Source organism: Streptomyces hokutonensis (assembly GCF_042751305.1).
In the GTDB taxonomy this organism is placed as follows: Bacteria; Actinomycetota; Actinomycetes; order Streptomycetales; family Streptomycetaceae; genus Streptomyces; species Streptomyces hokutonensis_A.
Genome location: NZ_JBHYWD010000007.1, coordinates 138150 through 159246, shown reverse-complemented (window position 1 = coordinate 159246; position 21097 = coordinate 138150). Strand labels below are relative to the sequence as shown.

25 protein-coding genes are annotated in these 21097 nt (G+C 69.2%); 24 read left to right on the top strand and 1 reads right to left on the bottom strand.

Translation table 11 applies throughout. The features are described from left to right. The first annotated feature begins 32 nt into the window (after nt 1-32). The 16 genes from rpsP to ACFXC1_RS20350 all read left to right on the top strand — a co-directional run bounded on the left by rpsP (nt 33) and on the right by ACFXC1_RS20350 (nt 12233). Nucleotides 33-452: a 30S ribosomal protein S16 gene (rpsP, locus tag ACFXC1_RS20425; RefSeq protein WP_093629382.1), complete on the top strand. Its 420-nt coding sequence runs from the start codon at nt 33-35 to the stop codon at nt 450-452. 2 nt (nt 453-454) lie between these two features. Then, a complete protein-coding gene (locus ACFXC1_RS20420) occupies nt 455-694 on the top strand; it encodes an RNA-binding protein (protein WP_005479813.1) in 240 nt (79 codons plus the stop codon). A gap of 115 nt (nt 695-809) precedes the next feature. After that, the gene (rimM, locus tag ACFXC1_RS20415; RefSeq protein WP_381244538.1) at nt 810-1355 is read left to right on the top strand and encodes a ribosome maturation factor RimM; all 546 of its coding nucleotides are present in this window, start codon (nt 810-812) and stop codon (nt 1353-1355) included. Beyond that, complete coding sequence (gene trmD / locus ACFXC1_RS20410; protein ID WP_381244536.1) at nt 1355-2188, top strand: tRNA (guanosine(37)-N1)-methyltransferase TrmD; 834 nt, start codon at nt 1355-1357, stop codon at nt 2186-2188. Before rimM ends, trmD begins: the two co-directional genes overlap by 1 nt. A gap of 133 nt (nt 2189-2321) precedes the next feature. Beyond that, nucleotides 2322-2672 (top strand): 50S ribosomal protein L19, encoded by a 351-nt coding sequence (gene rplS, locus ACFXC1_RS20405; RefSeq protein ID WP_019068767.1) that lies wholly within the window; start codon nt 2322-2324, stop codon nt 2670-2672. Nucleotides 2673-2718: 46 nt separating this feature from the next. Next, the gene (lepB, locus tag ACFXC1_RS20400; RefSeq protein WP_381244534.1) at nt 2719-3435 is read left to right on the top strand and encodes a signal peptidase I; all 717 of its coding nucleotides are present in this window, start codon (nt 2719-2721) and stop codon (nt 3433-3435) included. Next, a complete protein-coding gene (gene lepB, locus ACFXC1_RS20395; protein ID WP_381244532.1) occupies nt 3428-4540 on the top strand; it encodes a signal peptidase I in 1113 nt (370 codons plus the stop codon). The genes lepB (ACFXC1_RS20400) and lepB (ACFXC1_RS20395) overlap by 8 nt, the downstream gene beginning before the upstream one ends. Next, nucleotides 4428-5402, top strand: coding sequence for a signal peptidase I (lepB, locus tag ACFXC1_RS20390; RefSeq protein WP_381244530.1), 975 nt, complete (start codon nt 4428-4430; stop codon nt 5400-5402). The genes lepB (ACFXC1_RS20395) and lepB (ACFXC1_RS20390) overlap by 113 nt, the downstream gene beginning before the upstream one ends. 78 nt (nt 5403-5480) lie before the next feature. After that, nucleotides 5481-6260: a signal peptidase I gene (lepB, locus tag ACFXC1_RS20385; RefSeq protein WP_381244529.1), complete on the top strand. Its 780-nt coding sequence runs from the start codon at nt 5481-5483 to the stop codon at nt 6258-6260. Then, on the top strand, nt 6250-6789 hold the full coding sequence (locus ACFXC1_RS20380) for an NUDIX hydrolase (protein WP_381244527.1): 540 nt from the start codon (nt 6250-6252) through the stop codon (nt 6787-6789). The genes lepB (ACFXC1_RS20385) and ACFXC1_RS20380 overlap by 11 nt, the downstream gene beginning before the upstream one ends. Nucleotides 6790-6845: 56 nt before the next feature. Further along, complete coding sequence (locus ACFXC1_RS20375; protein WP_003965949.1) at nt 6846-7154, top strand: DUF2469 domain-containing protein; 309 nt, start codon at nt 6846-6848, stop codon at nt 7152-7154. A gap of 127 nt (nt 7155-7281) precedes the next feature. Beyond that, nucleotides 7282-7644 (top strand): YraN family protein, encoded by a 363-nt coding sequence (locus ACFXC1_RS20370; RefSeq protein WP_381244525.1) that lies wholly within the window; start codon nt 7282-7284, stop codon nt 7642-7644. 1 nt (nt 7645) lies between these two features. Further along, nucleotides 7646-9274, top strand: a complete 1629-nt coding sequence (locus ACFXC1_RS20365; protein WP_381244523.1) for a YifB family Mg chelatase-like AAA ATPase — start codon at nt 7646-7648, stop codon at nt 9272-9274. Further along, nucleotides 9271-10431: a DNA-processing protein DprA gene (gene dprA / locus ACFXC1_RS20360; RefSeq protein WP_381244521.1), complete on the top strand. Its 1161-nt coding sequence runs from the start codon at nt 9271-9273 to the stop codon at nt 10429-10431. The genes ACFXC1_RS20365 and dprA overlap by 4 nt, the downstream gene beginning before the upstream one ends. A 283-nt stretch (nt 10432-10714) precedes the next feature. Further along, complete coding sequence (whiG, locus tag ACFXC1_RS20355; protein ID WP_019068776.1) at nt 10715-11557, top strand: RNA polymerase sigma factor WhiG; 843 nt, start codon at nt 10715-10717, stop codon at nt 11555-11557. Nucleotides 11558-11675: 118 nt separating this feature from the next. Next, nucleotides 11676-12233, top strand: coding sequence for a TetR/AcrR family transcriptional regulator (locus ACFXC1_RS20350; protein WP_381244950.1), 558 nt, complete (start codon nt 11676-11678; stop codon nt 12231-12233). Nucleotides 12234-12305: 72 nt separating this feature from the next. Here ACFXC1_RS20350 and ACFXC1_RS20345 read toward each other — a convergent pair whose 3' ends face one another. Then, entirely contained in the window at nt 12306-12884 is a 579-nt protein-coding gene (locus ACFXC1_RS20345; RefSeq protein WP_381244519.1) for a murein hydrolase activator EnvC family protein, read from the bottom strand. 281 nt (nt 12885-13165) lie between these two features. Between ACFXC1_RS20345 and rpsB the strand changes: the two genes are divergently transcribed. The 8 genes from rpsB to ACFXC1_RS20305 all read left to right on the top strand — a co-directional run bounded on the left by rpsB (nt 13166) and on the right by ACFXC1_RS20305 (nt 21064). Beyond that, the gene (rpsB, locus tag ACFXC1_RS20340; RefSeq protein WP_381244517.1) at nt 13166-14113 is read left to right on the top strand and encodes a 30S ribosomal protein S2; all 948 of its coding nucleotides are present in this window, start codon (nt 13166-13168) and stop codon (nt 14111-14113) included. 191 nt (nt 14114-14304) lie between these two features. Beyond that, a complete protein-coding gene (gene tsf / locus ACFXC1_RS20335) occupies nt 14305-15141 on the top strand; it encodes a translation elongation factor Ts (RefSeq protein ID WP_381244515.1) in 837 nt (278 codons plus the stop codon). Nucleotides 15142-15345: 204 nt separating this feature from the next. Then, nucleotides 15346-16104, top strand: coding sequence for a UMP kinase (gene pyrH, locus ACFXC1_RS20330; protein WP_019068781.1), 759 nt, complete (start codon nt 15346-15348; stop codon nt 16102-16104). Between the two features lie 130 nt (nt 16105-16234). After that, nucleotides 16235-16792 carry a ribosome recycling factor gene (gene frr, locus ACFXC1_RS20325; RefSeq protein ID WP_019068782.1) on the top strand — a complete coding sequence of 186 codons (558 nt, stop codon included), beginning with the start codon at nt 16235-16237 and terminating at the stop codon, nt 16790-16792. A 128-nt stretch (nt 16793-16920) separates the two neighbouring features. Further along, nucleotides 16921-17982, top strand: coding sequence for a phosphatidate cytidylyltransferase (locus ACFXC1_RS20320; RefSeq protein ID WP_381244512.1), 1062 nt, complete (start codon nt 16921-16923; stop codon nt 17980-17982). Between the two features lie 247 nt (nt 17983-18229). Next, on the top strand, nt 18230-18676 hold the full coding sequence (locus ACFXC1_RS20315; protein WP_381244510.1) for an SRPBCC family protein: 447 nt from the start codon (nt 18230-18232) through the stop codon (nt 18674-18676). Between the two features lie 73 nt (nt 18677-18749). After that, nucleotides 18750-19856, top strand: a complete 1107-nt coding sequence (rlmN, locus tag ACFXC1_RS20310) for a dual-specificity RNA methyltransferase RlmN (protein ID WP_033282638.1) — start codon at nt 18750-18752, stop codon at nt 19854-19856. A 134-nt stretch (nt 19857-19990) separates the two neighbouring features. Beyond that, nucleotides 19991-21064: a thiamine ABC transporter substrate-binding protein gene (locus tag ACFXC1_RS20305; protein WP_381244508.1), complete on the top strand. Its 1074-nt coding sequence runs from the start codon at nt 19991-19993 to the stop codon at nt 21062-21064. Nucleotides 21065-21097 lie beyond the last annotated feature (33 nt).

Sequence of the window (21097 nt, the reverse complement as noted above, 5' to 3'; positions counted from 1 at the left end):
CAACCACGTCAAAACCAGGAGAACCCACTCCCGTGGCAGTCAAGATCAAGCTGAAGCGTCTGGGCAAGATCCGTTCGCCTCACTACCGCATCGTCGTCGCCGACTCCCGTACCCGCCGTGATGGCCGGGCCATCGAGGAGATCGGTCTGTACCACCCGGTGCAGAACCCCTCGCGCATCGAGGTCGACACGGACCGCGCGCAGTACTGGCTGGGTGTCGGCGCGCAGCCGACCGAGCCCGTCCTCGCCATCCTGAAGCTCACCGGCGACTGGCAGAAGTTCAAGGGCCTGCCGGCCCCGGCTCCGCTGCTCGTGGCCGAGCCGAAGGCCGCCCGCCCCGTGTTCGACGCCCTCGGTGGCGACGACGCGAGCAAGGGTGAGGCCATCACCCAGAAGAAGAAGGCCGACAAGAAGGACGAGGCTCCGGCCGAGTCCGAGTCGACCGAGGCCTGAGCATGCTCGAGGAGGCTCTCGAGCACCTCGTGAAGGGCATCGTCGACAACCCTGACGATGTGCAGGTCGCCTCGCGCGACCTGCGTCGCGGGCGCGTGCTGGAGGTCCGGGTGCACCCCGACGACCTCGGCAAGGTGATCGGCCGCAACGGCCGCACCGCTCGCGCTCTGCGCACCGTCGTGGGCGCCATCGGCGGCCGAGGCGTCCGCGTCGACCTCGTCGACGTGGACCACGTCCGCTGACGTTCATCGCATACCGGCTCGGGCCGGGGAGGGCCTGCGGGCCGTCCCCGGCCCGTCGTCGTAGTGGTCCTCGTACCAGTCGTCGTACTCGTCGTACTACAGGAGAGCAAGCACAGTGCAGCTGGTAGTCGCTCGCATCGGCCGCGCCCACGGCATCAAGGGCGAGGTCACCGTCGAGGTACGCACCGACGAGCCGGAACTCAGGCTCGCCCCCGGAGCCGTCCTGGCCACCGAACCCGCCTCCACCGGTCCCCTGACCATCGAGACCGGCCGGGTCCACAGCGGCCGGCTCCTGCTGCGCTTCGAGGGCGTGAGCGACCGCACCGGCGCCGAGGCCCTGCGCAACACCCTCCTGATCGCCGAGGTCGACCCGGAGGAGCTGCCGGAGGAAGAGGACGAGTACTACGACCACCAGCTGATGGACCTGGACGTCGTCACCAAGGACGGCACCGAGGTCGGCCGGATCACCGAGATCTCGCACCTGCCCTCCCAGGACCTCTTCATCGTCGAGCGCCCCGACGGCAGCGAGGTGATGATCCCGTTCGTCGAGTCGATCGTCCTGGAGATCGACCTGGAGGAGCAGCGCGCGGTCATCGACCCGCCGCCCGGGCTGATCGACGACCAGGCGGAGATCGTGTCCTCCAAGGAGGAGGAGGCGTAATGCGGCTCGACGTCGTCACGATCTTCCCCGAGTACCTCGAACCGCTGAACGTCTCCCTCGTCGGCAAGGCACGCGCGCGTGGACAGCTGAATGTGCACGTGCATGATCTGCGCTCCTGGACGTACGACCGCCACAACACGGTCGACGACACCCCCTACGGCGGCGGCCCCGGCATGGTCATGAAGACCGAGCCCTGGGGCGACGCCCTGGACTCCGTGCTGGCCGACGGCTACGAGACGGGCTCCGGCGCGCCCGCCCTCATCGTGCCCACGCCCAGCGGCAGGCCCTTCACCCAGGAACTCGCGGTGGAGCTGTCCGAGCGCCCCTGGCTGATCTTCACACCCGCCCGCTACGAAGGCATCGACCGGCGGGTCATCGACGAGTACGCGACCCGGATGCCCGTCTACGAGGTGTCCATCGGCGACTACGTGCTCGCCGGCGGCGAGGCGGCCGTCCTGGTCGTCACGGAGGCCGTGGCGCGGCTGCTGCCGGGTGTCCTGGGCAACGCCGAGTCGCACCGCGACGACTCCTTCGCGCCCGGGGCGATGGCCAACCTCCTGGAGGGGCCGATCTACACCAAACCGCCCGCCTGGCGCGGCCGGGAGATCCCGGACGTGCTGCTCAGCGGCCACCACGGCAAGATCGCCCGCTGGCGCCGCGACGAGGCGCTGAAGCGCACGGCCGCCCACCGGCCCGACCTGATCGAGCGCTGCGAGCCCAAGGCCTTCGACAAGAAAGACCGCGAGATGCTCTCGATCCTGGGCTGGGCCCCGGACCCGGCGGGGGAGCCGTACGGCCGATTTTGGCGCAGGCCGGACGGCGTGGAAGAATAGGTCGCTGTTGTGCGTCGTCCGGCGTGCGCCCCTGCCACAGGGGGACACGACGCCCGCCCCGACACGGACAACATCCTTCACTTCACCTATCTCCCGTCGGTGACCTGTGGCATCGATGAAGAAAGCAGACGAAATGTCCCACCTGCTCGACATCGTCGACGGCGCCTCGCTGCGCACCGACATCCCGGCCTTCCGCCCGGGTGACACCGTCAACGTCCACGTGCGCGTCATCGAGGGCAACCGCTCCCGTGTGCAGCAGTTCAAGGGCGTAGTCATCCGTCGCCAGGGCTCCGGTGTCCGCGAGACCTTCACGGTCCGCAAGGTCTCGTTCTCCGTCGGCGTGGAGCGCACCTTCCCGGTGCACACCCCGATCGTCGAGAAGATCGAGCTCGTGACCCGTGGTGACGTCCGTCGCGCGAAGCTGTACTACCTCCGTGACCTGCGCGGCAAGGCCGCGAAGATCAAGGAGAAGCGCGACAACTAGTCGCTCCTACGGGGTTCATATCGGGGCCGGATAGCATCTGGCCCCGATGGACACCGAAGCACAGCCGACGGAGCGCGACCGCTCCTCCCGCCCTTCCGACTCCGAGCACAGCCCGGACACAGAAGGACCGGAGGAACGGTCGCGTTTCGCGTTGCTGTCGCGTGCCGTCGAGTGGCTGCCCGGCGGCCGGATCACCCTGACCGCCCTGGTCTGCCTGGTGTTTCTGCTGCTGCTCAACACCTTCTTGGTCCAGCCTTTCCAGATTCCCAGCGGATCCATGGAATCCGCATTGAGGATCGGCGACCGCGTTCTCGTAAATAAGTTGGCGTACCGTTTCGGTGCCCATCCGCGGCGCGGGGACATCGTTGTGTTCGACGGCACCGGCTATTTCGGGGACGCCGACTACATCAAGCGCGTTGTGGGTGTGGGGGGTGACCACGTGGTCTGCTGCGACAAGGAGGGGAGACTCCAGGTGAACGGGCGGTCGGTCGACGAGACGGCGTTCCTGTACCCCGGGGACACTCCGTCCAGCGTGCCGTTCGACGTCGTGGTGCCCTCCGGCACCCTCTTCGTCCTCGGTGACCACCGCAGCGACTCAAGCGACTCCCGGGATCACCTGGGCGACCCGGGCGGAGGCATGATTCCCGTTGGTGACGTCATCGGACGAGCCGATTGGGTCATCTGGCCCGCCGGGCACTGGACCCGCCTCGTCCGACCCGGCGCCTACGCGCGCCTACCCGCCGCGGACGGCGCCCATGGGTAACCGCGGCAAACCGCGCGGCGCGGCGCCGGGCGGCAACTTCGGGAACGAGAACCTGCTGCCCACCGGCTTCCGGCGGGCGGGCGTGCTCGCCCCGGCGGGAGGCGCCGGCCGCAGCCGGGCCGAGCGGCGCAAGCTCCAGCGCAAGGTCAAGCGGCGGCGCAGGCGCGGCGCGGTCCGGGAGATACCTCTCCTGGTGGGCGTGGCCGTCCTCATAGCCCTTGTCCTCAAGACCTTCCTCGTCCAGGCGTTCGTGATCCCGTCGGGCTCCATGGAGCAGACGATCCGCATCGGGGACCGGGTCCTGGTCGACAAGTTCACCCCGTGGTTCGGCTCCGAGCCCAAGCGCGGGGACGTCGTCGTCTTCCACGACCCGGGCGGCTGGCTCGCTGACGAGCAGACCACCAAGAAGAACGACCCCGTGGTGGTCAAGCAGGTCAAGGAAGGCCTCCAGTTCATCGGCCTGCTGCCGTCCGACAACGAGAAGGACCTCATCAAGCGGGTCATCGGTGTCGGCGGCGACCACGTCAAGTGCTGCGACTCGGAAGGGCGGGTGACCGTCAACGGGGTTCCCCTGACCGAGGCCGACTACCTGTATCCCGGGAACGCACCCTCCGAGACGCCGTTCGACATCACCGTCCCCAAGGGCCGGCTGTGGGTGATGGGCGACCACCGCGGCAACTCGGCGGACTCCAGGGCCCACCAGAACACCAGTTACGGCGGCACGGTCGCGCTCTCCTCGGTGGTGGGGCGGGCCAAGGTGATCGCCTGGCCGATGGGCCACTGGACCAGCCTGAACGAACCTAAAACCTTCGCATCGGTTTCCAACTCCGTGTCGGGGACGACCGCCGGTCCCGAACTGTCGCATAGGGTTGCCCCGGTCGATCCGAACGGATCGGTCCAACTCCCGAGCCCTGCGGAACTCCCGCTCGTTATGGGAGTGGTGGGCCTGCGCCGAGGATGGGGCAGGCGGCGGCACAGAGTGAGGAGTTGGCGTGGGGGATGTGGCGGTTGGCGCACGGTCCGGACACGACGGCGAGGAGCACCAGGGACATCCCGTGGAAGCACCCGTCCCGGCCGCGGACAGCGCCGTGACCTCCGGGAGTGACGCCGGAGCGGACGAGGACGGTACGGCGCCGGGCGACGCGGCCCGGACCGAGGTGGTGGGGTCGGGCGACTCGCCCTCCCAGGCGAAGAAGCAGCGTTCCTTCTGGAAGGAGCTGCCGATCCTCGTCGTCATCGCGCTCGTCCTGGCGCTGCTGATCAAGACGTTCCTGGTGCAGGCGTTCTCGATCCCCTCCGACTCGATGCAGAACACCCTCCAGCAGGGTGACCGGGTCCTGGTCGACAAGCTGACCCCGTGGTTCGGCTCCGAGCCCGAGCGCGGTGAGGTCGTCGTCTTCCACGACCCGGACGACTGGCTGGCGGGCGAGCCGACGGCCAACCCCAACGCCCTGCAGACGGTGCTGAGCTGGATCGGCCTGATGCCGTCCGCCCAGGAGAAGGACCTGATCAAGCGGGTCATCGGCGTCGGCGGCGACACGGTCTCCTGCAGCGGCACCGGCCCGCTGATGGTCAACGGCAAGGCGCTGAACGAGCCGTACGTCTACCCGGGCAACACCCCGTGCACCAACGACGACCAGGGCGGTCAGTTCACCGTCAAGGTCCCCAAGGGTGACATCTGGGTGATGGGCGACCACCGGCAGAACTCGCGGGACTCGCGCTACAACCAGTCCGACAAGCACCACGGCATGGTCCCGGTGAAGGAGGTCGTCGGCCGCGCGATCGTCAAGGCCTGGCCCATCAACCGCTGGGGCACGCTGCCGATCCCGGACACCTTCGACCAGGCCGGCATCAACACCCGGGCCTCGGCCTCGCGTCTGCTGACGGCCGCACCGGAGGGCCTCGCCCTCGTCGGCGTGCTCCCGCTGGCCCTGTGGCGCCGCAGGCGGTCCGCCAAGTCCTGGTAAAGGCCTTGTAGAGCTTGTGACCTTGGTCCCGGAGGAAGGGCTGACCACCCTCGGTACCGCCGGGTAGGGTGCGGACCCATGGGTGGCGAGAGCGCAACACGTACGGCCCCGCGTACCAGCGGCGGCACAGGCAAGGGCCCGGTGGGCAGCCGGACCGGACAGCGGTTGTCCGGACTGGCCGTCGCACTGGGCCTTGTGCTGTTCCTCGGGGGATTCGGCTGGGGAGCGGTGGTCTACCGGCCGTACACGGTGCCCACCAGCTCCATGACGCCGACCATCGACATGGGTGACCGGGTGCTGGCGCAGCGCATCGACGGAAGCGAGGTGCGCCGGGGCGACGTCGTCGTCTTCACCGACAAGACCTGGGTGACGAACGCGCCCGTGGTCAAGCGCGTTGTCGCCGTCGGCGGGGACACCGTCTCCTGCTGCACGAACGGCAAGCTGGTCGTCAACGGCAAGCAGATCGACGAGGGCTACCTCAAGGGCGGCGCGGTCGAGGACAAGACGATCCCGACGGTGAAGGTCCCCAAGGGCCGCCTGTTCCTCCTCGGCGACGAACGCCAGGGCTCCCTGGACTCCAGCGCCCACCTCACGGACGTCGCCAGCGGCACCGTCGCGAGCAGCGCCGTGAACGCCCGCGTGGACGCCGTCGTATGGCCCATGAAGGGCATGCTGGAACGCCCCACCGGCTTCGAGGAACTCGGCGGCCTCTCCCAGCCCGGCCCGCTGAACGCGATCGTCGCCATGATCGTGGCGGGCGCGGTGCTCGTCCTCGGCGGCGGCGCCTACGGTCCCGTCGCCAAGCTGCTGGCCGGCCGTCGCACCCGGACCCGTACGGAGCCCGCCGGTGCCCGCTGAGGCCACCGAGGAGGGCGCCTACGGCGACTCGTACGAGGGCGGGCTGCGCAAGGTCGCCCGGGTGGTCCTCCTCGACCCGCAGGACCGCATCCTGCTGCTGCACGGCCACGAGCCGGACGATCCGGCCGACGACTGGTGGTTCACGCCCGGCGGCGGCCTGGAGGGCGACGAGACCCACGAGGAGGCCGCCCTGCGGGAACTCGCGGAGGAGACCGGGATCACCCGGGTGGAGCTCGGCCCGGTGCTGTGGACCCGGACGTGCTCCTTCCCGTTCGCGGGCCGCCGCTGGGACCAGGACGAGTGGTACTACCTGGCCAGGACGGCCGCTACGGCCGACGGGGTGCCCGGCGCCACGGCCCTCACCGAGCTGGAGCGGCGCAGTGTCTCCGGAGCACGTTGGTGGACGTGCCGGGAACTGGAGCGGGCGCATGAGACGGTGTATCCGACCAGACTCGCCGAGCTGCTCCGCAGGCTGATCGACGAAGGGCCCCCGGCCGGGCCGGTGACCCTTGACACGGAAATCGTCTAGGGACGCACGGGACTGGCGCACAATGGTGGGATCGCACGGCTGAAGGGGAACATGCCATGAGCGCCGAGGACCTCGAAAAGTACGAGACCGAGATGGAGCTGAAGCTCTACCGGGAGTACCGCGATGTCGTCGGTCTGTTCAAATACGTGATCGAGACCGAACGGCGCTTCTACCTCACCAACGACTACGAGATGCAGGTGCACTCGGTCCAGGGCGAGGTTTTCTTCGAGGTGTCCATGGCGGACGCCTGGGTGTGGGACATGTATCGACCGGCTCGCTTCGTCAAGCAGGTCAGGGTGCTCACATTCAAGGACGTGAACATCGAGGAGCTGAACAAGAGCGATCTGGAGCTGCCGGGCGGCTGACCGCGGCTCTTCGCGGAGCACCCGTCGCTCGTGTGGGTGACGGAGTTCTCCACAAGCACTGAACGGTCCACCAAGATCCACTCGGTGGGCCGTTCTGCGTGACGGTTGGCGCGGAGGTGATGCCGACATGAACGCACGCAGTGCACTCGGCGAGTACGGCGAGACGCTGGCCGCACGACGGCTGGTCGCGGCCGGTATGACGGTCCTGGAGCGCAACTGGCGCTGTGGCAGGACCGGCGAGATCGACATCGTGGCGCGGGACGGCGACGTCCTGGTCGTCTGCGAGGTCAAGACACGGCGGGCCGGTGCCTTCGAGCACCCGATGGCCGCGGTGACCCCCGGGAAGGCGGAGCGCCTGCGCGGCCTCGCCGCGCGATGGATCCACGCGCACGGCGGGGCCCCGCCGGGAGGGGTCCGTATCGACCTGGTGGGCGTCATCGTGCCCCGGCGCGGCGGGCCCGTGGTCGAGCACGCACGGGGGGTGGCCTGAGATGGGCTTCGCTCGTACGTGTTCGGTGGCGCTGGTGGGCGTCGAGGGCGTGGTGGTCGAGGTCCAGGCCGACCTCGAACCGGGCGTCGCCGCGTTCACGCTGGTGGGACTGCCCGACAAGAGCCTGACGGAGAGCAAGGACCGCGTGCGCGCCGCGGTCGTCAACTCGGGCGCCGCCTGGCCGCAGAAGAAACTGACGGTGGGTCTGAGCCCGGCGTCCGTACCCAAGAGCGGCAGCGGCTTCGACCTGGCGGTCGCCGCCGCGGTACTCGGAGCGGCCGAACGGATCGATCCCCGGGTGCTCGCCGACATCGTGATGATCGGCGAGCTGGGCCTCGACGGGAGGGTCCGCCCGGTCCGGGGGATCCTCCCGGCAGTGCTGGCGGCGGCGGACGCGGGTTACGAGCAGGTGGTGGTGCCGGAGTGCGCCGCCGCCGAGGCGTCCCTCGTGCCCGGGGTGTCCGTGCTCGGCGTCCGCAGCCTGCGGCAACTGATCGCCGTACTCGCGGACGAGCCCGTCCCCGACGAGGAACCCGACGACCTGGTGGGCCGGCCTGATCCGCTCCTCGCCGGCCTGCGGGTGCCGGGCACCGGGGCGGCCACGGGGATGCACAGCGTGGGAGCGGCGCATCACGATCCCGGTCATGACCTCGCCGATGTCGTCGGACAGGACGCGGCACGCGCAGCGGTGGAGATCTCCGCGGCCGGCGGACATCACCTCTTCCTCGAAGGGCCGCCGGGTGCGGGCAAGACGATGCTGGCGGAGCGGTTGCCCGGGATCCTGCCCCGGCTCGGCAGGCAGGACTCGCTGGAGGTCACGGCGGTCCACTCGGTGGCGGGTCTGCTGCCTCCGGGGAAACCCCTGATCGATGTCGCCCCCTACTGCGCCCCGCACCACTCGGCCACGATGCAGGCTCTCGTCGGGGGCGGATCCCAGATGACGAGGCCAGGAGCCGTCTCCCTTTCGCACCGGGGAATTCTCTTCCTCGACGAGACTCCGGAGTTCAGCGGCCAGGCCCTCGACGCGCTGCGGCAGCCACTGGAGTCGGGGCACATCGTCATCGCCCGCAGTGCGGGTGTGGTGCGGTTCCCGGCGAGGTTCCAGATGGTGCTCGCGGCCAATCCGTGTCCCTGTGGCCGCTACTCCCTGAAGGACGACCTCTGCGACTGCCCGTCCACGTCGATCCGCCGCTACCAGGCCCGGATCTCCGGCCCACTGCTCGACCGGGTGGACCTGCGGGTCACGGTGGACCGCGTCACGCGGGAGCAGCTCTCCGTGTGCGGCGCGCGAGGAGAGACCACCGCGACGGTCGCGGACCGGGTGCGGGCGGCCAGGGAGCGGACGGCGGCACGCCTCGCGGACACTCCGTGGCGCACCAACAGCGAGGTGCCCGGCCGTGAACTGCGCAGCCGCTGGCACGCCGTGCGCGGGGCGATGGACGAGGCCGAACGCAGTCTGGAACGGGGTGCGCTGACCGCGCGCGGGATCGACCGGGTGCTGCGTGTGGCCTGGACCGTCGCGGACCTCAAGGGTCACGACCGGCCCGACGACACCGACGTGCTCCTGGCCCTGCAACTGCGCACAGGTGTCTCACGAGGCGCCACGATGTCCATCGGGGCACTGGCATGACCGCGAGCGACGGCACGGGCGACGAACTCCACGCCCGCGTCTACCTCGCCCGAGTAGTCGAACCCGGCGACGAGGTGGCCGGCCGGTGGATTCGTGAGCTGGGAGCCGTGGAAGTGGCCCGGCGGCTGCGGGACGGGGGGCCGCAGCTCGTCGGGGTCACCGACAAGCGGTGGGCCGGGCTGTGCACGCGGGCCGAGTCGGTCCAGCCGGGGCGGGATCTGGAAGTCGCGGAGGAGGCCGGGGTGCGATTCGTGTGCCCCGGCGACTCCGAGTGGCCCGCCCAGCTCGACGACCTCGGGGACGCGCGGCCCGTCGGACTGTGGGTGCGCGGGCGGCCCAGCCTGCGGGTGTGGGCGCTCAAGTCCGTCGCCGTCGTCGGCGCCCGAGCCTGCACCGAGTACGGCGCGCACATGGCGGCCACCCTCGCCGCCGACCTCGCCCAGGACGGCTGGATCGTCGTGTCCGGGGGTGCCTACGGCGTCGACGGTGCCGCACATCGCGGCGCCCTCGGAGCGGGCGGTGCCACCGTCGCCGTGCTCGCCTGCGGAGTGGACCAGCCCTACCCGCGCGGCCACGCCCAGTTGATCGGCAGGATCGCCGAACAGGGGCTCGTGGTGGGCGAGTTGCCGCCCGGTGAGCATCCGACACCGAGCAGGTTCATCCTCCGGAACCGCGTGATCGCCGCGCTCACCAGGGGCACCGTGGTGGTCGAGGCCGCGTATCGCAGCGGATCGCTCGTCACGGCCCGGGCGGCGCAGCGGCTGGGGCGCCACACCATGGGGGTGCCCGGTCCGGCCACCAGCGGGCTGTCCGCCGGTGTGCACGAACTCCTGCGCGGGGACGCGGTGCTGGTCACCGACGCCGCCGAAGTCGTCGAACTCGTCGGCGACATGGGCGAACTGGCCCCGGACCGACGCGGACCGGTACTCCCGCGCGACCTGTTGGAACCGGCCGCCCGCCGCATCCTCGCCGCCCTCCCCGGCAACAGGGCCGCAGCGGTGCGGGAGATCGCCCGCGGTGCGCAGACCACGGAGGACGACGCGGTCGCGAGACTGTACGAACTCCGAGCACTTGGTTACGTCGAACGACACGGCGACGGCTGGAAGTTGACACGCCAGGCGATGATCTCGGTCCGGCCGGATCGGGGGCGCCGCTGACCGAGTGTGTTCGGCCGTCCGGGGGAACCCCGACACCCTTGGGAATTCCCGCAGTTGGCGCATTCCGGTGATCACACAGAGCGACTGGAGTGACCCGTTCCGCCACCCCGTCGAACGCGTCCGTGGCCGGTCCGAGCCCTGCCCTTCGCACACCGCGACACTCCAGTCACGCTACGCTCACGGGGATTCCGGCACAGACCGGCAAACAGACAGGTAACTCCACACCACTGCGACAGCTCACCCAGGCAACCCCACTTCACGGCAGAACGGCACAAGGCGACGAATGCCCCAGCACACCTCCGGGTCCGACCGGGCGGCGATCCCCCCAGCCGCCCGTGACGGTGGCAGCGTCCGGCCGCCCGCTCCCTCGACGCTCGACGAGCTGTGGCGGTCGTACAAGACGACGGGCGACGAGCGGCTGCGCGAGCAGCTGATCCTGCACTACTCGCCGCTCGTGAAATACGTCGCGGGACGGGTGAGCGTCGGGCTGCCGCCCAACGTCGAGCAGGCGGACTTCGTGTCGTCGGGAGTGTTCGGACTGATCGACGCCATCGAGAAGTTCGACATCGAGCGGGAGATCAAGTTCGAGACGTACGCGATCACCCGCATCCGGGGCGCGATGATCGACGAGTTGCGCGCGCTCGACTGGATTCCGCGCTCGGTGCGGCAGAAGGCGCGCAACGTGGAGCGGGCCTACGCCACGCTGGAGGCGCGGCTCAGGCGCACCCCGAGTGAGGGCGAGGTGGCCGCCGAGATGGGCATCGCGGTGGACGAACTCCACGCCGTCTTCAGCCAGTTGTCGCTGGCCAACGTGGTGGCGCTGGAGGAGCTGCTGCACGCCGGCGGCGAGGGTGGCGACCGGCTCAGCCTGATGGACACCCTGGAGGACACCGCCGCCGACAACCCGGTCGAGGTGGCCGAGGGGCGGGAGCTGCGGCGGTTCCTGGCGCGGGCGATCAACACCTTGCCCGAGCGGGAGAAGACCGTCGTCACGCTGTACTACTACGAGGGGCTGACCCTCGCCGAGATCGGCAATGTACTCGGGGTGACCGAGAGCCGGGTCAGCCAGATCCACACCAAGTCCGTGCTGCAACTGCGCGCCAAGCTGGCCAGTTTCGGCCGTTGAGCGAGAGCCGTACCGTCTTCTAGACCTCGCAGAATCGTGCCTGCATGGCCCCGGTCACTCCCGCCCGGGGTGGACCGTCCGTAGAGTGGTTGACGTGCCAAGGATTCGAGCGGCCTCCGTGGCCGAGCACCGGTCGATGCAGCGAGCCGCCCTGCTGGACGCGGCTCGTTCCCTGCTGTCCGAGGGCGGGACGGAGGCGCTGACCTTCCCGGCCCTGGCCGAGCGGACGGGTCTCGCGCGGTCGTCCGTCTACGAGTACTTCCGCTCGCGGGCCGCCGTCGTCGAGGAACTCTGTGAGGTCGACTTCCCCGTCTGGGCGGCGGACGTGTCGGCGGCGATGCAGCGGGCGGACTCGGCGGAGGGCAAGGTCGAGGCGTACGTCCGGCAGCAGCTGGCCCTGGTCGGGGACCGGCGGCATCGGGCCGTAGTTGCCATCTCCGCGAGTGAGTTGGACGCCGGGGCGCGGGAGAAGATCCGGGCCGCGCACGGCGGGCTGGTCACGATGATCGTCGAGGCGTTGGCGGAGATGGGGCATGGGGAGCCTCGGTTGGCCGCGATGCTGCTTCAAGGGGTTGTCGATGCGGCTGTGCGGCGGATTGAGCTGGGGGCTGCGGAGGATCCCTCGGTGATTACTGAGGCCGCGGTGAGTATGGCGTTGCGGGGCGTTCAGGGTTGAGTGTCGGCTGCGGGCCGGTGGGGGCTGGTCGCGCCCCGCGGCGCAGCCGCAGATCGATGCGGCCCCGCGTCCCTAAACGGGCACTCCCAGCACCGGCAACAAGCGTGATGGCCCCCTGTTCAGCAGCCACGGCGGCAGCAGCCCCAGCGGGTCCAAGTACACCTCCCCTCTCAGCAAGCCCCAGTGCACGCACGAAGTCGCGCAGTGCGAGCCCGTGACCTCCACCGTCCCCACCACCCCGCCCGCCTCCACCTCGTCCCCCTTCTTCACCGTCGCGCTCACCGGTTCGTAGGTCGTGCGGAGATCCGTCCCCGTCAGTTCCACCGAGACCACCCCTCTCCCCGCAACCCGGCCCGCGAAGGACACCCGGCCCGCCGCCACCGCCCTTACCGGAGCGCCGGCCGGGGTCGCCAGGTCCACGCCCCGGTGGCCCCGGGCGTAGAGCGTCGCCGGAGGCTCCCAGCCTCGTAGGACCAAGGGGTGGGAACCGACGGGCCAGGTGCGGGCCATGGCCGGGACCGGCGGGGGCGGGACTCCTGGTGCGGGAGGGGCGTCGTCCGCCCGGGCCGCGCAGGTCAGCAGGGTCAGGAAGAGGGCCAGTACCAAGGCCAGTGCCGTGTGCGGATGTCGCGGATGTCGTCGTGTTCGCATGGCACAAACCGTGCCGTACCTGTGTCGATCATGGCCGGGACCTGTGGACCGGCCGGTGCCTGTGGACAACGGCGTCACCCGGTACCTCGCGGGTCCCGTACACTTCCTTTGGCGATCCGGGTCACCGGGTCGACTTCGCACGCCCCGACATCTGGTCCTCCGTCGAGAGACGAAAACCGGTGTCAGCGCTCCTCGGTCCTCTGGGCACGCGCATGTGGGCGTCAGGCGCGAGTGCCGTCCCGGCGCTCGCGGCACAACCGAGAAAACCAAGGAGAACGGCCATGGCCGTCGTCACGATGCGGGAGCTGCTGGAAAGCGGCGTCCACTTCGGTCACCAGACCCGTCGTTGGAACCCGAAGATGAAGCGCTTCATCTTCACGGAGCGCAACGGCATCTACATCATCGACCTGCTCCAGTCGCTGTCGTACATCGACCGCGCCTACGAGTTCGTCAAGGAGACCGTCGCCCACGGCGGCACGGTCATGTTCGTCGGCACGAAGAAGCAGGCGCAGGAGGCCATCGCCGAGCAGGCCACCCGCGTCGGCATGCCCTACGTCAACCAGCGCTGGCTGGGCGGCATGCTCACCAACTTCTCCACCGTCTACAAGCGTCTGCAGCGCCTCAAGGAGCTGGAGCAGATCGACTTCGAGGACGTCGCCGCGTCCGGTCTCACCAAGAAGGAGCTTCTCGTGCTCTCGCGCGAGAAGGCCAAGCTGGAGAAGACCCTCGGTGGTATCCGCGAGATGTCCAAGGTTCCCAGCGCCGTCTGGATCGTGGACACCAAGAAGGAGCACATCGCGGTCGGTGAGGCCCGGAAGCTCAACATTCCGGTCGTCGCCATCCTCGACACGAACTGCGACCCCGACGAGGTCGACTACAAGATCCCGGGCAACGACGACGCGATCCGCTCCGTCACCCTGCTCACCCGCGTGATCGCCGACGCCGTCGCCGAGGGCCTCATCAGCCGCTCCGGTGTCGCCGCCGAGGCCAAGGGTGACAAGGCCGCCGGCGAGCCGCTGGCCGCGTGGGAGCGCGACCTGCTCGAGGGCGAGAAGAAGGCTGACGAGGCCCCGGCCGCCGACGCCGAGGTCCAGACCTCCGCCGAGACGGAGAAGGTCGCCGACGCCGAGCAGGCCGACGAGGTTCCCGCCGCCGAGGCCGCTGCCGAGGTCGAGGCCCCCGCCGCCGAGGTCGAGGCCGCTCCGGCCGCCGAGGCCGAGCAGGCCTGACCCGGCCAACGGCCTGACCTTCCGGGCCAAAGGGCTGACTGAAGTGACGGCGGGTGGTGCGGACCGCGCCACCCGCCGTTCACTCACAGCCCCTAGATCTTCGTAGCCCGTAGATCTTTGGCGGAAGCCCGCTCACCACGCGGCCGCCGCCGACTTCGAGACTTCGAACTCCGAGAAGAGATTTTCAGATCATGGCGAACTACACCGCCGCCGACGTCAAGAAGCTCCGTGAGCTCACCGGCGCCGGCATGATGGACTGCAAGAAGGCGCTGGACGAGGCCGACGGCAACGTCGAGAAGGCCGTCGAGGCGCTCCGTATCAAGGGCCAGAAGGGCGTCGCCAAGCGCGAGGGCCGCTCCGCCGAGAACGGCGCCGTGGTCTCCGTCATCGCCGACGACAACACCTCCGGTGTCCTGGTCGAGCTGAAGTGCGAGACGGACTTCGTCGCCAAGGGCGAGAAGTTCCAGGCCGTCGCCAACCAGATCGCGCAGCACGTCGCCGCGACCGCCCCGGCCGACCTCGAGGCGCTCCTCGCGTCCGAGATCGAGTCCGGCAAGACGGTCCAGGCGTTCGTCGACGAGGCCAACGCGAACCTGGGCGAGAAGATCGTCCTGGACCGCTTCGCCCAGTACGCCGACGGTTACGTCTCCGCGTACATGCACCGCACGATGCCCGACCTGCCCCCGCAGATCGGTGTCCTCGTCGAGCTGGACAAGCCGAACGCCGAGGTCGCCCGCGGTGTCGCCCAGCACATCGCCGCCTTCGCGCCGAAGTACCTGGCCAAGGAGGACGTGCCGGCCGAGGTCGTCGAGTCCGAGCGCCGTATCGCCGAGGAGACCACCCGCGCCGAGGGCAAGCCCGAGGCCGCGATCGCCAAGATCGTCGAGGGTCGTGTGGGCGGCTTCTTCAAGGACGCGACGCTGCTCGGTCAGCCGTACGCGCTCGACCCCAAGAAGTCCGTCCAGAAGGTTCTGGACGAGGCGGGTGTCACCCTGAAGCGCTTCACGCGCATCAAGGTCGGCATCTGAGTCCGTACCGCGATCGACGCGCGACGGCCCGCGGAATCCCGCTAGGGTCGTCACCAGTCGGCCGGGTACGCCGTCGCGCACGCGCGCGTGGCGGACGACAGCAGATCTGACGAGGAGGCCATTGCCGAGCATGGGATGCGACAGACACCCCACCGGCAGTGGCCTTCTTCGTATGTGCGACCACGTAAAAGAGGCGAGAACGTCATGACCACCAAGCCCCAGAAGAGCGACGACGGCAAAGTACGCGGCCGGTTTCTGCTGAAGCTGTCCGGAGAGGCCTTCTCCGGAGGCGGTGGCCTGGGCGTCGACCCCGACGTGGTGCACAAGATCGCCCGCGAGATCGCGGCCGTCGTACGGGACGGCGCGGAGGTCGCCGTCGTCATCGGCGGCGGCAACTTCTTCCGCGGCGCCGAACTCCAGCAGCGCGGTATGGACCGGGCCCGCTCCGACTACATGGGCATGCTCGGCACCGTGATGAACTGCCTCGCCCTCCAGGACTTCCTGGAGAAGGAGGGCATCGACAGCCGCGTCCAGACCGCCATCACCATGGGCCAGGTCGCCGAGCCGTACATCCCGCTGCGTGCCGTGCGCCACCTGGAGAAGGGCCGTGTGGTCATCTTCGGCGCCGGTATGGGCATGCCGTACTTCTCCACCGACACCACCGCCGCGCAGCGCGCCCTGGAGATCAACGCCGAGGCGCTGCTGATGGGCAAGAACGGCGTGGACGGGGTCTACGACTCCGACCCGAAGACCAACCCCGCGGCCGTCAAGTTCGACTCGCTGAGCTACGGCGAGGTCATCACCCAGGACCTCAAGGTGGCCGACATGACCGCCATCACCCTGTGCCGCGACAACAAGCTTCCGATCCTGGTCTTCGAGCTGATCGCCGAGGGCAATATCGCCCGCGCCGTCAAGGGTGAGAAGATCGGCACGCTTGTGGGTGACCAAGGCAGCCAGGGCTGATGACCCTGACCGGGGGATGGACAATGTCCTGCCGGTCGGGAACCGTGCAGGAAGAAGACGCGACGCAGCCGGCCGCCGACGCCGACACAGCACAGCAGCCGGGCCTACTCAAGACACGCAGGAGCAAGTGGTGATCGAAGAGACCCTCCTCGAGGCCGAGGAGAAGATGGAGAAGGCCGTCGTGGTCGCCAAGGAGGACTTCGCCGCGATCCGCACCGGTCGTGCGCACCCGGCGATGTTCAACAAGATCGTGGCGGACTATTACGGGGCGCTGACGCCGATCAACCAGCTGGCCTCGTTCTCCGTGCCGGAGCCGCGCATGGCCGTGGTGACCCCGTTCGACAAGAGCGCGCTGCGCAACATCGAGCAGGCGATCCGCGACTCGGACCTCGGTGTCAACCCGAGCAACGACGGCAACATCATCCGGGTGACGTTCCCCGAGCTGACCGGGGAGCGCCGCAAGGAGTACATCAAGGTCGCCAAGACCAAGGCGGAGGACTCCAAGATCTCGATCCGTTCCATCCGCCGCAAGGCCAAGGAGACGATCGACAAGTTCGTCAAGGACGGCGAGGTCGGCGAGGACGAGGGCCGTCGCGCGGAGAAGGAGCTCGACGACACCACGGCGAAGTACGTCGCCCAGGTGGACGAACTCCTCAAGCACAAGGAAGCGGAGCTGCTCGAGGTCTGATGAACGACTCTTCCTGGGGAGCACCGCCACAAGCCGGGTACTGGGGGCCGTCCGACCAGGGGCCTGTCCAGGGGGCTGCCCCGGCGGGTCCCACGTACGATGCGCCTGAGGCGCAGCAGACTCGCCCCATGCCCATCGTGCCCGACGAGCCCGCATACGGCGGACACCAGGATGACGACCGGGGGGCCGCTCGGCTGAGCGGCCCCTTGTTCCGCGACGAGACGCAGCAGCCGCCGTACGACGTACGGCAGCCGCCGTCGTACGACCCGCGGACGCAGCCCTCTGACACGTCGCAGGCGCAGCCCTACGGGGCGGTGCCGCAGAATCCGGAGCCCATGCCCGACGTCCCGCCACCGGCGCCCGCCCCGCAGAAGAAGAGTGCGGGCCGGGACCTGGGTGCGGCCATAGGGGTCGGGGTCGGACTCGGCGCGGTCATCGTCGCGTCCCTGTTCGTCGTCAAGGCCGTGTTCGTCGGCGTGATAGCGGTGGCCGTGGTCGTCGGCCTGTGGGAGCTGACCTCACGGCTGCAGGAGCGCAAGGGCATCAAGGCGCCCCTCGTGCCCCTCGCGGTCGGCGGGGCCGCGATGGTCGTCGCCGGTTACGTCCGGGGCGCCGAGGGCGCCTGGGTCGCCATGGCGCTGACGGCGCTCGCCGTCCTCGTATGGCGGATGACGGAACCGCCGGAGGGCTACCTCAGGGACGTCACGGCGGGCGTCTTCGCGGCGTTCTACGTGCCGTTCCTGGCCACGTTCGTCGCCCTGATGCTCACCGCGGACGACGGCGCCTGGCGGGTCATGACGTTCCTGCTGCTGACGGTCGTCAGCGACACGGGCGCCTATGCCGTCGGCTGGCGCTTCGGCACCCACAAGCTCGCCCCGCGCATCAGCCCCGGAAAGACCCGCGAGGGACTGTTCGGGGCGGTGTCCTTCGCGATGGTGGCGGGCGCGCTGTGCATGCAGTTCCTGATCGACGACGGCCGCTGGTGGCAGGGCCTCGTCCTGGGCCTAGCGGTCGCGGCCAGCGCCACGCTGGGCGACCTCGGCGAGTCCATGATCAAGCGCGACCTCGGCATCAAGGACATGGGCACGCTGCTGCCGGGGCACGGCGGCATCATGGACCGGCTGGACTCCTTGCTGCCGACGGCTCCGGTCGTGTGGCTGATGTTCGTGCTGTTCGTTGGGTCAGGGTGAGGGCCGCGGCGCCGCGCCGCGGTAGCGGCAAGTAGACACAGCATGGACCGGCTGGACTCCCTGCTGCCGACGGCTCCGGTCGTGTGGTTGCTGATGGTGTTGTTCGTCGGGTCCGCCTGACGATCGTCGTACGACATCCCGGGCGTCCCTGTTCCGTGGAGGACTCCTCTATGGCACGGGGGCGCCCGGTCGTACGATTTCGGTACAAGCCCTGAAAAAGGGACCGCCCTCAAAGAAGGAGGGCGTCATGTCCGCCTTCCATGAAGAGTTCGACGTGGACTGCCGTCCCGAGGACGCCTGGGCGTACGTCATCGACCCGTCCCACATGCCCGAGTGGCAGGAGAGCGCGGTGGCCGTCGAACAGCTCGACGACCGTCCCTTCGGCCTCGGCTCCCGGGTCCGCGTCACCCGTCACGTGGGTCGTCGCGACATGGCGATGACCATGGAGTGCACCGAGTTCCAGCCGCCGCGCGCCTGGACCGTGCGCGGGATCGACGGCCCCATCAGGGGCAACTTCCGCGGTGAGATCGCACCCGTCGGCGACGGACGCCGTACCCGGGTGACGATGGACCTCGACTTCGAAGGGCACGGCATCGGCAAGGTCCTGCTGCCCCTCGTCGTACGCCCCCAGGTCCGACGCGAGATGCCCCACAACGAGAAGCTCCTGAGGGAACACCTGGAGCACATCGGCTGAAACCAGCTGAAACCTGCTGAAGCGGATCACCCGAAACGGATCACGGTAAACGATCTGCGACACTGGTACAGCCATGCCTAAGCCCGGAGAACTCACATTCGTCGCCCCCCGCGGAGCCCAGAAGCCGCCGCGGCACCTTGCCGATCTCACGCCCGCCGAGCGCAAGGAAGCCGTTGCCGCGATCGGGGAGAAGCCCTTTCGCGCCAAGCAGCTCTCGCAGCACTACTTCGCGCGCCTCGCGCACGACCCGGCGGAGTGGACCGACATCCCCGCCGGTTCGCGCGCGAAGCTGCAGGAGGCGCTGCTTCCCGAGCTGATGACGGTCGTACGGCATCTGTCGACCGACCAGGAGACCACCCGTAAGACGCTGTGGCGGCTGTTCGACGGGACGCTCGTCGAGTCCGTGCTGATGCGGTACCCGGACCGGGTCACCATGTGCATCAGCTCGCAGGCGGGCTGCGGGATGAACTGCCCGTTCTGCGCGACCGGACAGGCCGGACTCGACCGCAATCTGTCCACCGGCGAGATCGTGCACCAGATCGTCGACGGGATGCGCGCGCTGCGCGACGGCGAGATCCCGGGCGGTCCCGCCCGCCTCTCCAACATCGTCTTCATGGGCATGGGCGAGCCCCTCGCCAACTACAAGCGGGTCGTCCAGTCCATCCGCGCCCTCACCGACCCGGAGCCGGACGGCCTCGGCCTCTCGCAGCGCGGGATCACCGTCTCGACGGTCGGACTCGTCCCCGCGATCCACCGCTTCTCCGACGAGGGCTTCAAGTGCCGGCTCGCGATCTCGCTGCACGCGCCCGACGACGAGCTGCGCGACACCCTGGTCCCCGTGAACACGCGGTGGAAGGTGCGCGAGGTGCTCGACGCGGGCTGGGAGTACGCGGCGAAGTCGGGGCGCCGGCTGTCCATCGAGTACGCGCTGATCCGTGACATCAACGACCAGGCGTGGCGCGGTGACCGCCTCGGCCGGCTCCTCAAGGGCAAGCCGGTGCACGTCAACCTGATCCCGCTGAACCCGACGCCGGGCTCCAAGTGGACCGCCTCCCGCCCCGAGGACGAAAAGGCGTTCGTCGAGGCCATCGCGGCCCATGGGGTGCCGGTCACCGTCCGGGACACCCGTGGCCAGGAGATCGACGGAGCGTGTGGCCAGCTCGCGGCCACCGAGAGGTAATCTTCACCCGTACGACCTGTACGTACATCTTCATATCCGACAGGGGAGCGCGCAGCGCTGAGAGTGCGGCAATCGGGCCGCAGACCCTCTGAACCTCGCCCAGGTCATTCTGGGTAGGAAGTTCGGTCATCACCGTGAACACCAAGAAGTACTGTGCTGTCCTCGTGGGCCTCGGCCTGGTCACGCTCTCCGCGTGCGGGTCGGGGTCGGACAGCGGCTCCGGATCCGACAAGACCGTCACTCTCGTCAGCCACGACTCGTGGGCCGTCTCGAAGAACGTCCTCAAGGACTTCGAGAAGCAGTCCGGCTACACCGTCAAGGTCCTCAAGGACGGCGACGCGGGCCAGGCCGTCAACAAGGCGATCCTCACCAAGGACAACCCCCAGGGCGACGTCTTCTTCGGCGTCGACAACACCCTGCTCTCCCGCGCGCTCGACAACGGCCTCTTCCAGTCCTACGACGCGAAGGGCTCCGCCACCGTCAAGCCCGCGTACCGCGTCGACGAGACCAAGCGCCGGGTCACGCCCATCGACACCGGCGACATCTGCGTCAACTACGACAAGGCCTACTTCAGCAAGCACAAGCTGACCCCGCCGACGTCCTTCGCGGACCTCGTGAAGCCCGAGTACAAGAACCTCCTCGTCACCGAGAACGCCGCCACGTCCTCACCCGGCCTCGGCTTCCTGCTCGGCAGCGCGGCCCAGTTCGGGGACGACGGCTGGCAGTCGTACTGGAAGAAGCTCAAGGCCAACGGCGTGAAGGTCGTCGACGGCTGGGAGCAGGCCTACGACCAGGAGTTCTCCGGTTCGGCCGGCGGCAAGAAGGCGGGCGGCGACCGGCCCCTCGTCGTCTCGTACGCCTCCTCGCCGCCCGCCGAGGTCATCTACGGCGACCCGAAGCCCACCACCGCGCCCACCGGGGTGTCGTACGGCACCTGCTTCCGGCAGACCGAGTACGCGGGGCTGCTCAGCAACGCCGAGAACACCAAGGGCGGCAAGGCCTTCATCGACTTCCTGCTCACCAGGAAGTTCCAGGAGGACATGCCGCTCAACATGTTCGTCTACCCGGTGGTCGAGGGCGCGACCGTGCCGGCCGAGTTCACGCAGTACGGTCCGCAGGCCAAGGACCCCGAGACCATGGCCCCCGCGAAGATCGCCGCCGACCGGGACCAGTGGGTCAAGTCGTGGACCTCGCTCGTACTGAAGTAGCGCCACGCAGGACCCGAAAGGGGAACGTGACGC